The organism is Chryseobacterium sp. SNU WT5 (assembly GCF_007362475.1).
Taxonomy (GTDB): Bacteria; Bacteroidota; Bacteroidia; order Flavobacteriales; family Weeksellaceae; genus Kaistella.
Genome location: NZ_CP041687.1, coordinates 682802 through 702185, shown reverse-complemented (window position 1 = coordinate 702185; position 19384 = coordinate 682802). Strand labels below are relative to the sequence as shown.

The 19384-nt window shown below is 30.7% G+C and carries 11 protein-coding genes; all 11 read left to right on the top strand.

Annotated elements, in window-relative coordinates:
• The first annotated feature begins 39 nt into the window (after positions 1-39).
• The 11 genes from FNJ88_RS03250 (at position 40) to FNJ88_RS03200 (ending at position 19370) form a co-directional block, all read left to right on the top strand.
• Positions 40-417, top strand: coding sequence for a helix-turn-helix domain-containing protein (locus FNJ88_RS03250; RefSeq protein ID WP_143851717.1), 378 nt, complete (start codon positions 40-42; stop codon positions 415-417).
• Positions 414-1652: a primase-helicase family protein gene (locus FNJ88_RS03245; protein WP_143851716.1), complete on the top strand. Its 1239-nt coding sequence runs from the start codon at positions 414-416 to the stop codon at positions 1650-1652. Before FNJ88_RS03250 ends, FNJ88_RS03245 begins: the two co-directional genes overlap by 4 nt.
• 221 nt (positions 1653-1873) lie before the next feature.
• Positions 1874-2755, top strand: coding sequence for a toprim domain-containing protein (locus FNJ88_RS03240; RefSeq protein ID WP_143851715.1), 882 nt, complete (start codon positions 1874-1876; stop codon positions 2753-2755).
• Positions 2756-2936: 181 nt separating this feature from the next.
• Positions 2937-3392, top strand: coding sequence for a plasmid mobilization protein (locus FNJ88_RS03235; protein ID WP_143851714.1), 456 nt, complete (start codon positions 2937-2939; stop codon positions 3390-3392).
• The gene (locus FNJ88_RS03230; protein ID WP_143851713.1) at positions 3389-4537 is read left to right on the top strand and encodes a relaxase/mobilization nuclease domain-containing protein; all 1149 of its coding nucleotides are present in this window, start codon (positions 3389-3391) and stop codon (positions 4535-4537) included. The genes FNJ88_RS03235 and FNJ88_RS03230 overlap by 4 nt, the downstream gene beginning before the upstream one ends.
• A gap of 12 nt (positions 4538-4549) precedes the next feature.
• Positions 4550-5200: a hypothetical protein gene (locus FNJ88_RS03225; RefSeq protein ID WP_143851712.1), complete on the top strand. Its 651-nt coding sequence runs from the start codon at positions 4550-4552 to the stop codon at positions 5198-5200.
• Positions 5201-5688: 488 nt separating this feature from the next.
• The gene (locus FNJ88_RS03220) at positions 5689-8712 is read left to right on the top strand and encodes a hypothetical protein (protein WP_143851711.1); all 3024 of its coding nucleotides are present in this window, start codon (positions 5689-5691) and stop codon (positions 8710-8712) included.
• A gap of 6 nt (positions 8713-8718) precedes the next feature.
• Complete coding sequence (locus FNJ88_RS03215; RefSeq protein ID WP_143851710.1) at positions 8719-14601, top strand: DEAD/DEAH box helicase; 5883 nt, start codon at positions 8719-8721, stop codon at positions 14599-14601.
• Between the two features lie 344 nt (positions 14602-14945).
• On the top strand, positions 14946-15935 hold the full coding sequence (locus tag FNJ88_RS03210; RefSeq protein ID WP_143851709.1) for a helix-turn-helix transcriptional regulator: 990 nt from the start codon (positions 14946-14948) through the stop codon (positions 15933-15935).
• Positions 15936-15990: 55 nt separating this feature from the next.
• On the top strand, positions 15991-18456 hold the full coding sequence (locus FNJ88_RS03205) for an N-6 DNA methylase (protein ID WP_143851708.1): 2466 nt from the start codon (positions 15991-15993) through the stop codon (positions 18454-18456).
• Complete coding sequence (locus FNJ88_RS03200) at positions 18453-19370, top strand: hypothetical protein (RefSeq protein WP_143851707.1); 918 nt, start codon at positions 18453-18455, stop codon at positions 19368-19370. The genes FNJ88_RS03205 and FNJ88_RS03200 overlap by 4 nt, the downstream gene beginning before the upstream one ends.
• The last annotated feature ends 14 nt before the right edge of the window (positions 19371-19384 follow it).

Genomic DNA, 19384 nt, shown 5'->3' with positions numbered 1-19384 from the left:
CTTTTTTTCTTTGCACCATAACAATCAAAAACAACAGTTATGGAGAGTAATGAAATCTCATTCGAAAATCTGCCAAAAGCCGTGGCACATCTGGTCAGCGAAATTGCTATAATAAAACTTTTGGTAGAAGTAAAGCAACCACAGCAAGTTCCTCAAAAAAGAATTCCAATAGATATAACGGAAGCCTGCCAAATTATTGGAAAGGCCAAACCTACCGTTTATACTCTTGTGCGGAAAAGATTGATTCCTTGCTACAAAAATGGGAAGAAACTTTATTTTTTCGAGGACGAACTATTGGAGTGGATTTCCAAAGGAAGAAAGAAAACTTTGCAGGAAATTGAACTGGAAGCAACCGCAGATTTCAAAAAGAATTTTAGAAAAACTTCAGCAGAATTTAATCTAAAATCTAAATTATGAGCACAGAAATCCCTTATTTAAGAGTAGGAACTTCCTACTACAAAACCATTGAAAAGCCACTGATTTCTGGTGATAAAATCTCAATTCTCGTTCGCTGGAATCGAGAAACAATCATAAGCGACCACGGAAAAACATACGTTTCAAGCGTTCCGAAATTTGATGGATTTTGCTGTATTCCAAACCATTTGAATTATCAACAAGTAATTGAAGGATTCTACAATGTGTACAATGAAATGCCTTTTCAACCAAATAGTGAAAAAGCCGACCTTCAATCAATTAAAGAAAAAATTCCTTTTTCCCTGGATTTTATGCATCATATTTTTGGTGAACAAATAGAATTAGGATTGGACTATTTAAAAATATTACTTCTATATCCCACGCAAATTCTTCCTATACTTTGTTTGGTAAGCAAAGAAAGGGTTACCGGAAAAACGACATTTATAAAATGGCTCAAATGTATTTTCGGATTGAATATGACTTACATCAAAGGAGATTCATTTGGAAGTCAATTTAACGCAGATTGGACATCAATGTTAATTGTGGCAATCGATGAAGTCTTTTTCGATAAAAAAGAGATCACCGAACGATTAAAATATCTTTCCACGACAGATAAAGATAAAAAAGAAGCGAAAGGAAAGGACCGGGAAGAAGTCGATTTTTTTGCGAAGTTTATTCTTTGCTCCAATAATGAAGATAATTTTATTCAGATCGATGAAAATGAAGTGCGCTTCTGGATTCTCAAAATTAAACCGATTAAATCTGAACGAACAGAATTTCTGCGTGATCTTACTTCTGAAATACCTTACTTCTTAAACTATTTGATTCAAAGACCTTTTTACAGCCAGAAGAAAACTCGAATGTGGTTTAATCACACGGAACTTCGGACAACTGCATTGCAGAAATTAGTCTGGAAAAATAATAACAAACTGGAATCCAGAATTATCGAATTACTGTTTGAATTTTTCGAAAGTGTAGAAGACCCCGAAATAAATGCTGTCCCTCAAGATATTCTGAATATGCTCAATAAAATGTTTAAAAGCAGTTATTGGACGATCAATGATGTGAGGAAATTATTAAAGGAAATTTGGAAACTCGAACCGCAACAAAATTCCTTGGCTTATATCAAATACGACATGGATTATGGAGGAAGTTTCTTTCAGCAAAATAAACTTGGACGCTATTTTACTATAGAAAGAAATTTTATTTCTCAAAAATTTGATGAAATGATGAGTTAGTTGATAATGAAAAGAAAATCAATTAGTTACTACTCATCAAAAGCCTCATCAAATTTATAACCCGTCATTTTTGATGAGTGTTTGATGAGCAAATAAATTGAAGTTTGATGAGATGATGAGCATTTGATGGTTATATAAATTAATGATATACACATAGATACAGCGTTTTCTCATCAATTCATCAAACTTTTCCTAAAACTCAACCCCTAAACTTTACAGCAATGAACTGCACACAATTTAATAAAATATCTGTGGAAGAGATCCTACAATCACTCGGACATTTTCCCACAAAACAAAATAAAAAAGAAGCATGGTTTATAAATCCGTTTTCCAAAGAAATCAACGCCTCTTTTAAAATTAATAAAAACCTCAATTATTGGTATTTATTTTCAGAAGGAATTGGTGGAAACAATATTGATTTTATGAAAAAATATTTAAACGCTTCCATATCTGAAGTTTTAAACTGGGCAGAAAATCAGAATTTTTCTTCTTTTCACCAGCAAACCAATAATCAGAAATTATTTAATCTTCCCAAAACTTATGAAATTTTAGAGGTGAAAGATATTCAGCATCCTGCATTAATTCAATATTTAAAAAGTAGAAAAGTTGAAAATCAAAAACACCTAATTCAGGAAATTCATTATCAAATGAGCAACAAAAAATATTTTGGAATCTGCTTTAAAAATGATTCCGATGGATATGAAAGTCGGAACGCATATTCTAAAATCTGCCTGGGTAAAAAAGATATTTCTACCATTAAAAATAATTCAAAATCGCTTCGGATTTTTGAAGGATTTTTTGATTTTCTTTCCTTTAAAAATATCGAAAAATCATTAGAAAATAAAGTTTCAGATTACATGATTTTGAATTCGGTTTCGATGATCAATAAGATTAAAAACTCACTCGAAAATTATGAAAAAATAGACCTCTATTTTGATAATGACGAAGCCGGTAATCGTGCCGTTGAAATCATAAAAAAAGAAAAAAATGAAGCAGAAGATTGTAGGGTTTTGTATTCTGATTTTAAAGATTTGAATGTTTGGTTGGTTCATAATGACCCACAAAAAGATAATCTTCAATCTTTAAAAGGAAGGAGGTATTAGCATAAAAGTAACTATAAAGACCTGCGTAAAAAGGTGACGGTCAAAATATGGTTAGATGGTAGTGCAAAAAGTACCCATTGTTTACAATAAGCGTTTCACGCTTTTTATAAAACTGGGATTTTTGATTTCTTCCTGTCGTCAGAAATACAGTTTACAGTAAAAAACAAAATAAAATTAAAACATGAAAGAAGATTTTTTTAAAAAATTTATACAAAAAGCAACACAGGAAAATGAGCAAAAATTGATTGCTGAAAAAAGAAAAAATCACTTTAAAGATTTAGGTCGAAAAGGTGGTTTGAAAATGAAATCTGATCCGCAATTAACGAGAGTAATTTCCTTCAGGATGACTGAAAGTGAATATCAGATTGAGTTAAAAAAAGCTGAGAAAGTCGAGTTGAAATTATCAACTTTTGCCCGAATGGTTTACCAGGGAAAAGTGCTGAAAATTGATGAATTTAAAACCGATGAAATCTTATTGGATTATGGAAATAATTTTAAAAGGATTAAAAATTTACTACGGCACAGAGAATGGAATGTTTTCTCAAATAAAAAGAAAATTATTGTAGAGATCGAAGAAATAATTGAACTCATTCGTCAGTATTTATACTCAAAAATCAACGGAAAAAATAAACAATGAACAATTCTGCAACAACTAGAATGATCTCTAAAATTGCGCTGGAATATAATGGGAACGATAAAGGAATGGCAATCGCTGCTGCATCTAATATCCTTTTAAGCAGCAATCCGGAACAACAATACCAAGAAATGAAAACGGTAGCCGACAGAAATTCAAAAGTGAAAAAGTGGGCTCTAACCGGATTTATTTCTCCACCTACTGAAATCATAAAGCAATTATCAGATGAAGAACTAACAGATATTGCAATTGAAGCACTGCAGAAGATTGGAGTTACAAACAAAAACCAATACCGCTTGGACATCCATAACAGCACGAGGCAGAAACATATTCATTTTGTTGTGAATCGAATGGACATTAATGGAAAATGTACGGTAAAATCGCGTAAAGTTGGTGAAAGATTCGGTGAAGCAGTCCGCCAAATTTGTCAGGAACGAAATATAAAAACCGATGTTGAGATTGGAATTGAAAAGAAGGCAATAATGTTGAAAAATCTTACTGAGAGTTTGAAGTGCTGCAATAATTTTGATGAACTAATTTCAGAAATGAAGAAAAGAGGTTTTTTAGCTGAACTTTCTAAAAATGAAAAGATTGGAATTTCGGGAATGCGAATCATTTTGGAGAGCGACATCAATCATCAAACCGAACGACAATACAAACCGGGTTATAAACTTTCAGAAATAACATCAAGTCTAAAAATAGCGGAGATTAAAAGTGTTTTTGATTTAAAAAATATTGTGAAACAAGAATTAAAAGCGTCTTCAAGTTTGAAAGAACTTCGGGATAATCTGTATCGGCAAGGATGGGCGATGAAAGTTCAGTATAAAAAAGAATTCCGACACAATCAAATTAATCAAGTTCATGATATCTGGATCAAAAGAGTTGCGACCACAACTTCCAGTAAGGAGAAAGATGGTTTCTTTTACAATAAATACGATGGGTTTTCTCTTTCTGCAATCGGTGGTAATTTTCAAATCATTGAAAAATTGATAAATGCCACCGCACAATCATCAGTACTTTCTGCCAATAGCAATAATGAAAATATAGTAGAAATTGCTTTGGATGCAGTTGAAGACATCCTAAAACCAAATTATGTTTCACAAGCGGAAGACGAATGGTGGAAAAAGAAGAAAAAATTTAATCGATAAAAAAATATAAAAATGGAAAACAATAATCAAATTGAAGAATCTAAAACCGATGGATTCGAACTTTTAGAAAAAGTAATCAAATCAAACGAAGAGAATATAAAATCAAATGAAGATAAAATTAAACTTTATGTGAAACTGAGATTTATGTTCGAAGATCATTTAAAGATGATGGGTCAGACTCAATTAGATTTTGAAGCGGTTGGCGAGACATATCAAGATGCAATGAAATTTCATGAATTAGAATCTGTAAAAAGAACTGAATTCTTAAAAAATATTCCCACCAAAATCGAAGCGGTTCTTTCGCCAGAAACAGTAGAAGATTTTGAGAAGATAAATTCAAAAATGAAAGAAATGAAAATCTTAACATGGTCCAGCTTGGGAACGATGATTTTAGGAATTTTGATTTTAGTTATTTCTATCAATTTTGCTACGAACTGGTATAAAGAAAGCATAAAAGCGAAAAGTGAACTTCGCCAAAATATTTTAAATGAAATTGCTGGTGAAGGGAAAAAAATATATGATGAAAGTGAGGTAAAAGCTTTGAGTGAAAATACTAAATTGATGCAGTTATGGATTAAGAATAATCCTAAAAAGGCGGAAGATTTTTTGCGGTTTAAGGATGGGTATGATGCGAAAAACACTACGGAAAGAGAGAGTGAGTAATTACATGAATTTTAATTTTGATTTTCGAAATGTCCAGTTTTTTAATTAAAAAACTGGACATTTTGTTGGTTGAATTATGTTTTTAAATTAGTTTAAATAATTGTTTGTAAGAATTATATGTTTTTATATTTATTACTTGTGAAGTTTTCAACGAGCAAGATTTTTTGGAAGAGTGAACTTTATCACTTTAGTGATAGCGGACATATATATTTGAAACCAATTGTGAGTAGAGGTGTTTTATATGCTTTTTTTTTGCTTGTTTTCTTTTCGTATTTTTGGAAGACTCACTAAAAGAATAAATGCCAAGTAATAAATTTCGGTAATCAGATGTAAAGCGCTTGATTAGTGCTTTTCTAATGCTTTTAAAAAGAAATTGCATTAATGATTTTGCAGAACATTATGCAAAAGAAACTATAGGATTAATGAAAAAAAACAACTAGTGCATTTATACTGCATTGATATAGAATATTTTTGAAAAAATTTAGAATATGAATGAGTTTTCCAAAATTTTAGCATCTCGTAATTTACAACATCGCACAGGGGAACCTTTGTGGAAATATCAACTAACTGACTTTGAGTTTGAACAGTTGAAAATAACTTTTTTAATTGCACAAAGAATTAGTGAGATAGATCCAAAAGATTGTACGCTCTACTTTGCAGAATGGTGGAAGAGAAATTATAAAGGTGGAAAACCTAGTAAGGAGAATATTTTTGACTCTATTGGTAGAAAAACAACATATGCTTTTAGTCATAAAGAGTTTTATAATAGAGCAAAAACTGGTGCGGAAATGCTTGGAATAAAATGGATAAAGAAACAAAATACTCTGTTTTTTAGAACTTTATTACTGCAGGGTGGTCTTCCATTGCAGCACATTTCTGATAATCAAGGCAATTACAAGAATTTTCTATTAGCTGTTTTAGATGAACAACCTGAAACAATTGAAGACTTCATATTTCAAACCCATATTACCAATTTACTGCCACCTTCTAGTAGAAATGATATTATCTTTGAAAACTGTCTGGAAATTGTAAAATCAATTCTAAATGATGAAAGTACTTATGATGATTTATTAAGCTCTAACGAAAAAATCAGAGAAATATCTAATGAATTACGCGTTAGAAAAAATCAATTGCAGAGAAGACAGAGATTATCAAAGCTTCAAAATTATTGGGTATTAAATTTAAAAAAAGATAAACCTACCATTAATCTTCGTTTAGGTATTGCAAATAGCTATACAGAAACTCTCTTAGAAAATATTTTTGGTTTTTCGGTTGGAGAAAGGCAGTATCAATTTTATATTAATAATGAATTGATTTGTGTTTTCAGAAAAATGCTAAATGGTAATTATAAAACAGATTGGCGAAGTCAGTACAAACAAGAGTGGGCAGAAAATGATCAATTTCCAAATTGTTCTGTTATTGTAAATAATGAAAGAATTGAAATTAAAGATTTTATTCAAACACTTCCAGATCTTACCCAACCGAGTTTATGGGCTCCTTTTTCCGAGGATGAATGGCGTTTAGTTAAAGGAAATAATAGTAGTAGTCAAAAAGCTGCGGTACTATTTCCCAAAGATTGGAATGCAGATAGAGAATGCGAGACTTTGATTTTATCAAGTAACACTGTTAATTGGTTAGTTTTTGAAAATCAAATTGCATTATCATGGAATTCTGAGGTAAGAAGTTTTTTAACAAATGTTTCATCTTTTGATTGGACAATCGTTAGTCAAAACCCAAAATGGATGTTGAAATCTAATATCGTAGTTGTTCAGATAAAACCTAAGATTATTCTTTATAATGAGAAGAATGAGATTGTTGTCAACAATAATTATGACATTTATATTAAACCAAGAGGATCTTCAATTGAATGGGAGCTTTTAAACAATGTACAGAATTTGCCAATTGGTTGTATTGATTTGAAAATCGTAAAAGATGGTATTAAAGCTTTTGATACCTTTTTCAATATTGGAAATTTAAAAATTGAATATGCAAACCAAACTATTAACTCTGCACAGATTAAAGTATTGAATAACGGCTTTATATTTAAAATTGATGAATCGAATGAACTTTGCATCAATCAAGATAATAATCTCTTTAATCTTGAAGTTAATCTTGCTGGACACAAAATACCCAAAAGTGTAAATGCAAGTTTGAAAAAGGGAAGTTCAAAAAGTTTATTCTTTGAATTTATTTCACCATTTTTGGGTATGACCTTAATTGATGGAACTGGAAATATAATAGCAGAAAATGATCATCTGACATTCAATCATTTGCACGGTATTAGGATTTTAAGTCCAGAAAACGGTAATGTAATTATTAAATTTAAAAATGCTTTAAGACCCGATGTAATTATTTCGAAAGAAATAAAGATAGCTTCACAACCTTTAATTTCTTATCGAGATGAACTTTTGCGACTTTATTTTCTGGCTGATGCAATGAATTACAAAAATAATGTAATTATTGAGCTGCAAAGTGGGAATCAGAGAAAACAATATTTTTTAAAAGGATTTACCCACACTTTAAGTGTTGATCAACAAGATGAGAACAAATGTAGTTTATTTGATTCTGAAGATGACCTAATTTTATATGCAGTTCCCCTAAATTGTTGTGTCGAAGAAATTAGTTTAATTCCATTATCTAAAGAAGAAAATTTTTATATCCTACCGGATATTAATATCGCACAGCAGTTTATCATCATTTCATCTTATGAAGCAAATCGACATTTGATGCCGCGTTTTGTAAATACGGATGTCAATTTTATAGGAATTGATAAAAATGAAAGAATAGAAGGATATCATAATCAACTAAAAAATTCATATTTTAATGATGAAATATGGAAGCTAGTACTGGTCTACTTTAATATTTGTATAAGCCAAAATCTTCCATTTTCTACATTTGATCAATTAAGAGCTATTTCTAGAAGCTCTGAAGTTTCATCGATGGCATTTTTCTATCTTGGTATTAATCAAACAGACTCTGATGAGTATGCTCAAAAAATAGTGCCGGATTTAGAGAAAGATTTAGGATTTTGTTTCCATTGGATAAAAAGAGATGATTGGGAAAAAGCTTTGGAAGAGGCTATAATATTTGTAGGTAATGATTATTTTAGTAAGGTATTTTCCTTACTATCTAATTACATGCATGAGAACGATTTATCTCCTATTTCTCCATTTTTACTTGGACAGCAAATAAATAATCCTAATATAATTTATAATCCTTTCATTAACGAAATTAGAGGAAAACTTGGACAACGCGTTTTAAACGAGTTGCCGGAAATGAAACCCCAAATTAGAGGGTACTATAATATTCCGCAAAATAATTATGGAACGTTCGATTTACTTATAAATGCTCCGATAGCCGTTGCCGAATCTATAAAAGATTTACAACATGAATACCCTATTTGGGGAGGTAACGATTTTAGAGAACAAATTAGAAGAAATATTCAATACGCACATTATTTAGCTCCAGAGTTCTATAGTAGAATCATACAACAAGTCTTATCACAAAACTAAAACACAATGAACTTCAAAGAATTTTATACAAAATCCGAGAATCGTTTGACTGATTCTATACTTTCGCTTTGGGCAACTGGAGACAAAGAAATGCAAGATTATTTTAAAAATATTTTATCAAAAGAACCCATAATGTCTGATCCAGTTTTTCAGGCAACTTTTCCTTGGGAGCAAGCTTCTATTAATTTTGAAAATGCAGAAGATGTATTTCAATCCAATTTTATTAAATCATTGGATAAAATAAAAAATCCAGAATTTAGATTTCCAAAAGAAAGACATCCTTATAAACATCAATTGGAAAGTTGGAGAATGTTACTGAATACTAGAAAATCAATCGCCGTTACTACAGGAACTGGCTCTGGTAAAACAGAGTGCTTTATGTTGCCAGTTTTGCATGATATTTATGAAAATAGTAAAAATCAAGAGGGTATAAATGCGATTTTTTTATATCCTTTAAATGCGCTTATTGCAAGTCAACAAAAAAGGATGCATGCTTGGTGTAAGGCAATAGGAGGTATTAACTATGGTTTATTAACAGGAAGTACAGAAGATAAAGTAAAAAGTGCAGATCAAAAAGAAAAAGCTAAGCCTCAATTAATATCAAGAGAGCAGATTAGAAATAATCCGCCGCAAATCCTGTTTACGAATCCAACAATGTTAGAGTATATGTTGGTGAGAAATGCTGACGTGCCAATTCTAGAAAAGTCGCGAGGTAAATTACGTTGGATTTTATTAGATGAAGCGCATACATTAACAGGATCAAAAGCTGCTGAAATGGCACTATTGATTCGGAGAGTAATTTCAGCTTTCGACGTTAAAATAGAGAATGTCCGCTTTGCAATAACTTCTGCAACGGTTGGTGATGGTGATGCGAGTGTCTTAAAAAGGTTTATGTCGAACTTATGTGGTATTTCGGAAAATCAAATAGAAGTAATCAAGGGAGGTCGAGTTAATAATCTAATAGAAGATAAAAATATAACATCTCTTTCGGATAGTTTAACGTCTGCTAAAATTATAAATTTACGAAGAGATCTCCTAAAAAATGCTTGCTTATCAACCAAAGATATTGGTGAAAAATTTTTGAATATACAGGATAGATCAGAGCAGTTGGAGGCAATTGATTGTATTGCTGATCAGGAAATTAATGGTCAAAATTTACTACCATTGCGAGGTCATTTTTTCACACGAGGAATTGGAGGGGTTTATGTTTGTACAAATAAAAAATGTACAGAAGATGAACATTACTCTCGTCCAGAAAAAGCATTAGGTAAAATGACCACCATAGCAGGTACAAAGTGTAAATGTGGATTTCCTATGCTGGAACTAATAGCATGTAATAGTTGCGGCAATATGATGATGGAAGGTGAAATGAAGAATAGATTGATCTCTCAGAAAGCAAGTACTGGTTATGAAGCTTTTCAGATAGATGATGACGAAAATGATGAACAGTCAGACCAAATTAATTCATCATCGACTGTGAGATTTATTAAAAATATAGAGGGACAAAGGTTAGTTAATGGTGAATATGAAGAGTGTGGAATTGATGATAACGGAAAAATCACTGATGAGAAAAATAATTTACTTATGATATATGATTGTAAGTGTCCTCATTGTGGAAATAGTAATGAAAAATCGATACATTTTAGAATTTCTTCAGCCTTTACCAATCGTATTTTATCTGATATTGTATTAGATCAGACTCAATTAATTTCCAGTCCTACTACCAAAACCCTCTACAATGGTAGAAAATATATTTCTTTTACAGATAGTCGACAAGGAACTGCAAAAATCGCGGCATTTATAAATATTGATGCTGAGACAGATTGGATCCGACATCAGGTTTATCATTACATGATAAATAAACTTCACGATGGTGATAAATCTCTAAATAATGCTGAATTAAAGGAAGAAAGAGCATATAGAATTAACGAATTAGAAAAAGCTCCACCATTCTTAAAAGCGGATATTCAAAATAGATTAAATGAGATAGAAAAATTGCTCGAAAATGAAGATTCAGTTGATTTGAAAAAAACGAGAACTTCTTGGCAGGAACTTATAAACAAAATAAAAGAAGAAAATGGATTTAAAACTTTGTTTATAAAAGCAGCCAAGGGTAGAGATTTCAGTTTAGAAAATGAAATTTATGCAAAAAGTTTACTATATGATCAATTTGCTAGAAGATTAGGAAGAGAGCGATCGCTAGAAAATCTTGGTTTGGTGAATGTTGTTTATCCGGAATTTGACAATATAGTTTTGCCAGAAGAGGCAAGTCTTTTAAAAATAAATATTGCTGAATGGAAAGATCTGCTCAAAATTGCAGCTGATTATACCATTAGATATCTCTTTAATTTTACTTTTGATGATAGTATGCATAAGTTTACCTCTAAGTTTTACAGACATCAACTTATTTATTCAAGTGCGTCACAACAAAAAAATAGTTGGAAATTATTCAATCCCAACTCTGTAGTTCAATCGCGTTTGGTTTTGCTCATTTGTGCAGGATTAGGTTGGCATTCAGAAGATGATATTGATACTCAAAAAGAAGATCAACTTAATCAATTGTTAGAAAGAATATGGAAAACATTAGTTGCAAAAATACTTACTGCGGATGGTGATGGCTATAAATTAGATTTAGTAAAAAATACTCACTTAGAAATTGCAGGAAAAGAATTTTTGTGCCCAATTACTAACCGTTTGTTAGATAAAACGTTCCGCGGATATACACCTTGGATAAAAGGAGCTTTAACAGAAGAAAATATTAGAAATTATCATATTGATTCTCAAATAGAAATTCAGTTTCCCGTGTATCCTTATCCTTCTCAATTAACGAGTGAAAACGAAAAATTAGATGAAGAAATCGTAGAACAATGGATTATTGATAATAGCGTTGAAGCAAGAAGTAAGGGATTGTGGAATGATCTCCACGAACGTATTTTTGATTTTGAAAAATTATATTTAGCTGGAGAACACTCTGCTCAACAAAGAAAGAAGAGGTTAGATGAGCTCGAAGAACAATTTGAAGGCGGAGAAATAAATGTATTAAGCTGTTCTACTACAATGGAGATGGGAGTTGATATTGGTGGCATATCGGCTGTGGTAATGAGTAATGTTCCACCTATGCCCGCAAATTATTTACAAAGAGCTGGTAGAGCTGGACGTCGATCAGAAAATAAATCATTAGCTCTTACTTTCTGCGCTCCAAACCCAATTGGATTAAGAACTATGAACAATCCTAAATGGGCCTTAGAACATAAAATTGCTCCTCCTATTCTGAAGTTTGACAGTAAAAATATTGTTGAAAGACATCTAAACTCAATGTTATTTGGCTTATTTATTAGAAATAATGATAACAGAGGTTTAAACATAAAAGAAAATATTGAACGTTTTTTCTTTGGTACAGCCCCAAATATGGGGCAAGCATTTATGAATTGGTTATCAGATTTACCAATAGATGACTACAAAGAAAACTTGCTTTATTTGATCAAAGGAACTCCTTTAGAGAATACAGATGTAAAACAGTTAAAAACAATCGTGTATGATAATTTTGCGAAAGCAATCATTGATGTGCAAAAATTACATCAAGGGTATGATAATAAATTATCTGAGTTAGAAGCTGCTTTCGGAGATAATAGTCCTGCTTACAAAGCAGTGAGTTATCGAAAAGGGCAATTTCTTAAAAAGCATATTCTCAACTATTTAGCAGAAAATAATTTCTTACCAAACGCAGGATTGCCAACTGGAATTGTTGAGTTTGAAAACACTACAATTGATGAAATAAAAAATTCAAATAATAATAGCAAATTCAAAGAAAATCCAAGTTATCCCGTTGGTAGCGCACTTACAGAATTCGCACCCGGTAATAATATTTTAATTGATGGGCTCAATTACAAATCTGCTGGGATTATAATGAAAAATACTTGGGGACAATCTGGTGAGAAAAATGCAGTACAAGGTTGCAAAAATTGTGGATTTCAAAGAATTGTAGGAGAAGAAAATAGATTAGATGATACTTGTCCTTCATGCAACGCAATAGATTCTTTCAGGGGAGTAGATTTAGGTGAACATCGTGGTAGATATACCGAACTTATTGAGCCTGTTGGATTTGCAATAGATTTGTACAGAACTCCGACGCGTGTAATTTCCGAAAAATCTAAACCACAATATCTTGAACCTTTGTTGCTGAACATTAAACCCTGGAAAGATGACCAAAGTAATGTAATTGATATACGATCTACGGAACAAGATAAAGATTCTGAAATATTATTTTATAATATGGGCGATGGTGAAGGATATAGTTTGTGTACCAATTGTGGAAGAGTGGAAACTTCAAATGAAAAATTAGAAGGACACACTCGTTTACGAGGCGGTAAAAATAATGACGGAGACAGTCACTGTGATGCTAAAGTACAAGACCATATTATTTTAGGAGCGAGATTCAAAACGGATTTTACCGAAATTAGACTATTAAATAAAAACGGTAAACGCTTAAATGATAAAACGCTAACATATACCCTAGGTGTTATATTCACAAAATCTCTTGCAGAATTTTTAGGAATCGAAGAAAATGAACTCGGTTTTGGCGTAAAACAATACAATGGCTATCAAACCATTTTTATCTATGATACTGCGAAGGGTGGAGCTGGTTATTCATCACAGTTTTCATTATATACCAAGGATGTTATAAAGCATGCTTATGATATTTTGGAAAATTGCAAGTGTGAACAAGCATGTACTAAATGCCTTATTGATAGATCGACGCAGTGGCATTTGGAGGAATTAGATCGAAAAATTGCTGTAGAGTGGTTAGAGTTTGCTCAAGCAAATCAATTACCGACAGAGTTGCAAAACGAGGATTTCAATATCTCTAATATTCTTGGAAGTTTAAACAATGAAATAATTAGCCATCATTATCATCATGGCGTAAAGGAAGTCAATATTCATATTAGTAATGATATTTTTAATTGGGATGTAGATCAATTAATAAATTTAGAAGAATTAAAAAGAAATAGAATTATCATTAATCTAATCATTGAGGGACAAATAAATTACACTGGTAATTTGGAAAAATTATCCATTCACAAATTATCCTATAATTTTAATTTAAAGAAAGGGGTAAATCAAAAACTATTAGATTATCCGGTTCATCTTTCTATTGTTTTAAACGATAACAAAAGCATCGGCTATATAGCGAATTCTGCCTATCAGAACCTAGAAGATGATCTTATCAAAACATCTAAAGTGAAGTTTTACAAGGTAGAAGATTTTGAAATCTTAGACTTAAATAGTATTGATTTACCAGTTTTTAGTTCGGATATCTATGAAGCGAAAATTTCTTATTTGCCACAGAATTTTCAAAGTTCAGATTTAGCAAAAATAATGTTTGATGGAATTGACAATAAAGAAGAACTTATAAACAAAATTTCAAATCATAGTTTTTCAGTCGACTATTTTGACAAATACAACCAATCTGAATTTTCAATGCGTTTACTTTTACAATTTGTAAATAGTATTAGAGAAATAGGTAAAGTTAAGATTGATAATTTTACAATTCATTTGGCAGATTTCGATTTCCAAAGAAATTATGAAACACCTAATTATATTATTCATAATTACAGATCTATTGAAGATTACGGAGAAGATTTGGAAAAACTTTCAGAAGAATATGATTATGAAATTAATATTAAGAAAGAAAAAAAATTACCACATTACAGATATTTTGAATTTAAAAATGACAGTTCATCATTTATTATTAGAATAGATGGAGGTGTAGCTCATGGTTTAAAGCCAATACAGTTTTTAAAATCCATCGAAATGCCTTTGGATAATTTTAATTTTGAAATTAAAAAGGATGTCGCTCACGATCTCATTTATACTATTAGTTTCGGGTAAGTTTTAAAATAATTAACCTGTGCATTTTTACTGCACAGGTTTTTTTAAATTTGTTGAAATCTTGTAATTTTACCTTTATAAATATTTTAGAAAAATTAAATAGACCAAGTTGGTTCTAACACTATTTTTACAACGACAACAAAAAATTATTAATAAAAAATGCTACTTTTGAGTGTGCCTAAGATAATGGAGGTTATAGGTTCGCCTAGCAATATTTTTTTGAAGAGTGAAATTCATCTATAGTGATGGATTTATTGAATAATTGCTGCCATTTACATTTTAAGATGATTGTGAGTACGGATGTTTTTCTTTTCGTATTTTTGGAAAACTCACGAATAGACTATATGGCAACTAATAAAAATGCGGTAATAAGATATAAAGCACTGGACAAATGTTTCTCTAATATTTATAAGAAATTCTTCATACAAGATCTAATTAATTATTGTTCCTTAATTCTGACAGAACATTTTGCACAGGAAACTACGATTTCGCGCAGACAAATTTTTGCAGACATTGACTTTATGCGTAGCGAAGCTGGCTACGATGCACCTATTGAAAGTTATAAAGATGGTAAAAAAGCTTTTTACAGATACGCAGATTCTGAATTTTCAATTTTAAAAAGTCCATTAAATCCATCAGAATTAAATTCACTCAATGAAGCGATGGAAACCCTGTCAAGAATAAATAATCTACCAGGCTTCGATTGGGTCAATACAATGCAGGCAAAATTAAATTCTGGCATAAACCAATTTCAAAACCAAAGACAAATCATCAGTTTTGAAGACAACGAATTCCTGAAAGGCATAGAACTACTCAATCCTTTGTATCATCATATCGCAAACACTCAAACTTTAGATATAAAATATCAGGGATTCAATTCGGATAAAGAAAATACTTTTAAAATCTCGCCATATTACCTGAAACAATACAATAATCGTTGGTTTTTATTCGGTCATAATCATCAGTTTGATAAAATTCAAAATTTAGCTTTGGATCGGATGGTTGATATTCAACCGTCTAAAACAACATTCAAAATTTGTGAGATTGATTTTAAGGAGTATTTTGAAGACATTATCGGGGTGAGTAATGATGAATCCAAAGAAGCTGTTGATGTAAAAATTGAACTTTCGGAAAATATTATTCCATACATCAGCTCAAAACCTATTCATGGATCACAGAAAATCAAAGATAATATACTGCATCTTCATGTGAAACTAAATTACGAACTCGAAGCTCTGATTCTTTCATATGGTGAAAAAATGTGTGTTTTAGAACCGAAAGAGTTAGCTTCAGTTATAAAAGAAAGAGTAAATAAGATTAAATTTGCTCATTAGTGCAGTTGAGTTGCATATTAAAAACTAATATTTGCACTTAGAAAAATTTTTAGAAATGAAAGAGAATTATAATTATAACAGCGAGCAGATTAATTACTTTACAGAAAGGATTTGGAAAATATTTGATATTTTAAAAAATGCGGTACCTGCTGAAGATTATCATGTGATTCTTTTTTTACTTTCACTTTATAAAGATGGAAGATTGAGAAGTGGGTTAAATCACTCCACTTACATTAGTCAATCTGTTGCGGATTCTATACGTTTCGATGATAAGTATAGTGATTTAGCAGAAGTCTATAGTCCGATTATTAAATATCTGTCAAATGATAGGTTGTATGAAATCTTAAGATATTTTGAAAATATTGATTTATTTGAGTTACAGCAAAATTTTGCTTCAATATTCGATTCAATACTATATAAACTTGTACAAAATCAAAGTCGAACATTTGGAGAGTTTATTCATCCAAAAGAAATAATAAGATTTATAATGAATTTGGCTGAGTTACCTGAGAATGCAACGGTTTATAATCCATTTGCAGGCTTAGCCTCTTTCGCAACTTTTCTTGATTCTGATCAACGATACATTGGACAAGAGCTAAATCGTAAAACTTGGGCTTTAGGTAAACTAAGGTTAATGGCATATGATTTAAAAAATGCTGTATATGAGATAGATGATTCCATTTCTGATTGGAATAATTTTAGCGAATTCGATTTAATAGTAACCAATCCTCCATTTGGGATGAAATTATCAAATTATCTATATAAGTTTGAAAATTCTTCTTTGGAATCATTTATAATTGGTAATAGTCTCAGTCAATTACGATTACATGCAAAATTAATCTGTTTATTTTCAGTGTCATTTTTATTCTCTGAAAATCGAAAGAATAAAAAATTACGCAAAGCATTAGTAGATAACAATTTTATTGACACGATCGTGTTATTACCTAATTCAATTTTTCAACATTCCTCAATACAACTTTGTATAATTGTTTTCAAAAAATCAGATAACAAAAAGATTAGATTTGTCGATGCATCAGAATATGTTCATGATTCTGAAAGTAAAAGAAATAAAACATTTAATGATGTAGAACTTTACGAAGACATAAAAAAACAAAAAAATAATAGGTTTATAAAATATGTTGATTCACAGGAGATAAAAGAGAAGGAATATAATCTTGCTGTAACAAGATATTTTATTTCAAATGATTTTGATGGAGAAAGATTTGGAGATATAGGATATTTTCTACTCGGATCAAGAGGGATCAAGGATTCAGTGGGAAAATATGTAAGAATAAGAGATCTAAAAAATGATATTGTAAATAATCGATTAGATTTCAATTCAATTGAAGCGAGAGAAATTCCCGTGAATGGACTCAAAAAAATAGAGCAAGATTGTCTTTTAGTTGCATTGAGATGGAAAACATTAAAGCCAACTTTTTTCGAATATAAAGGGGATCCAATCTATATTTCTACCGATATAGCAGCAATAAGAATAGACAAAAAGAAAATTGATATAAATTATTTAATTGCAGAATTACACTCAGACTATGTAATTGATCAATTAGATGCTTATAGAAGTTCTAGCATTATTCCAAATCTTAAAAAAGACGATTTATTTAGTATTAAAATTAAACTACCTTCTATCCAAGAACAAACGAAGTCTTACTACATTAAGGCTGAAAAATCTTTATCAATAAAATCTGAACAATTTAATTCAGAATTGAATAAGGAAATTTTAGATGTAAATGATGAGAATAGTTTTTTAAGACATCAGATTGCAGGTTCACTTAAAAATGTGAGAGGGGCATTTAAATTTATTCAACGAATATTAAAAGATAAAGTTAATCCTGAACTTCCAGGCTTGTATGATTTAAAAGCTAGCGACAAACTAGATACAACACTTGCAAATTATTTACAAATAGTTGAAAGAGATTTAAATTCTATAAATAAATCAGTAAACCGATTTGGAGATAAGATCGAACTTATGGAATTGAATGTTGAGAATTTTGATCTTTTGCAATTTATCCGTGAATATGTTGAAAGTCTTAAAATAAGATCAATGAATTTTTACAAAGTCGTTTTAGATTTAGGTGAAGATGCGATAAAAGAAGATGGTTTTATTGGAGTGTATATTAATGCGGATAAAGATTTTTTAAGAAAAGCATTTGATAACATAATAGAAAATGCGGAAAAGCACGCATTTGATCACGGGCTTAACAATGGAAATCAGAACAAAATAAAGATTGAACTTTTATATGATTTTACTGATTTTACTGTACAAATAGATTTTAGTAATACAGGAAAACTATTATCTGAAGAAATCACATTTGAATCTATGGTTCGTAAAGGCAGTTCTTTAGGTAGTAATCCGGGAGATGGGATCGGTTTATGGTTTGTAAATGATGTTATGAAACTACATAGAGGATATTTTAGTTTTACCGATGAAACAGGCCCTGATGGTATCGAAGATGAATATGTAACAACAATGGAATTAACATTCCCACTAATACCAGGAATATGAAAAAATACAAAGTACTATGGTTTGATGATGAGCATGCTAATTTTCAATCTATAAAAGATGAAGCATTACTAGAAAATGTTCAACTTATTGGGTATTCCAATGCTATTGAAGGAATTGATGAGCTAAAAAATAATTATAAACATTATGATGCTATAATTTTGGATGGTCTATTCTTCAAAACTGCTGATCATCAGGGTAGCAATATTGATGATAGCGCATTTGGCGAAGTAGCAAAATTTCTATCAGAGCTAAAAGCACAGAATAAAATTTTGCCTTGGTTTATTTACTCGGGACAGCCGTCATTTGTAAAAGATAAAAATAGTTTTGTAGAATTATTTAAAGATAGTTCTTTTGCAGATGGTAAAGTATTCGACAAAAGTAAGGATGAGGATCTTACTGAGTTGCTCAATGAGATAAAAAAAAATGCAGATGTTAATCCTGAAAGAATAATAAAAGTACAAAATGCAGAGATTTTTTCAATTTTTGAAGAAGGTATTTTGTCTGAAGATGTAGAAGATCAATTACTTTCAATATTTAAAATGCCACGTTATGAAAGCAGAGCTGAATTGAAAGGGATTCTTACTAATATTAGAAGTATTCAAGAAAGTATTTTTTTAAAGCTTGAAGGTATTAGGGTTTTACCAGTTGCGTTATCTTTCAGAAAAAAGAATGCCCATCTTTCCGGAAATAAATCTGCCACAAGTAATTGGCAAGCTACATCACTAGAATATCAGACTTCTGAAATAGAAACTTTGCAAGAATGGATATATCTTACTTGCGGCACGTACATTCATCATTTGGATAAGGCACAATACACGGGCGAGCTTATATCAAATTATGCAGTTCAATCAATGTTTTCAGGACTTTTAGAATTGTTATTATGGTTTAAAAAAACCTATAAAGAAAATATTTAATTAGAATTATAATA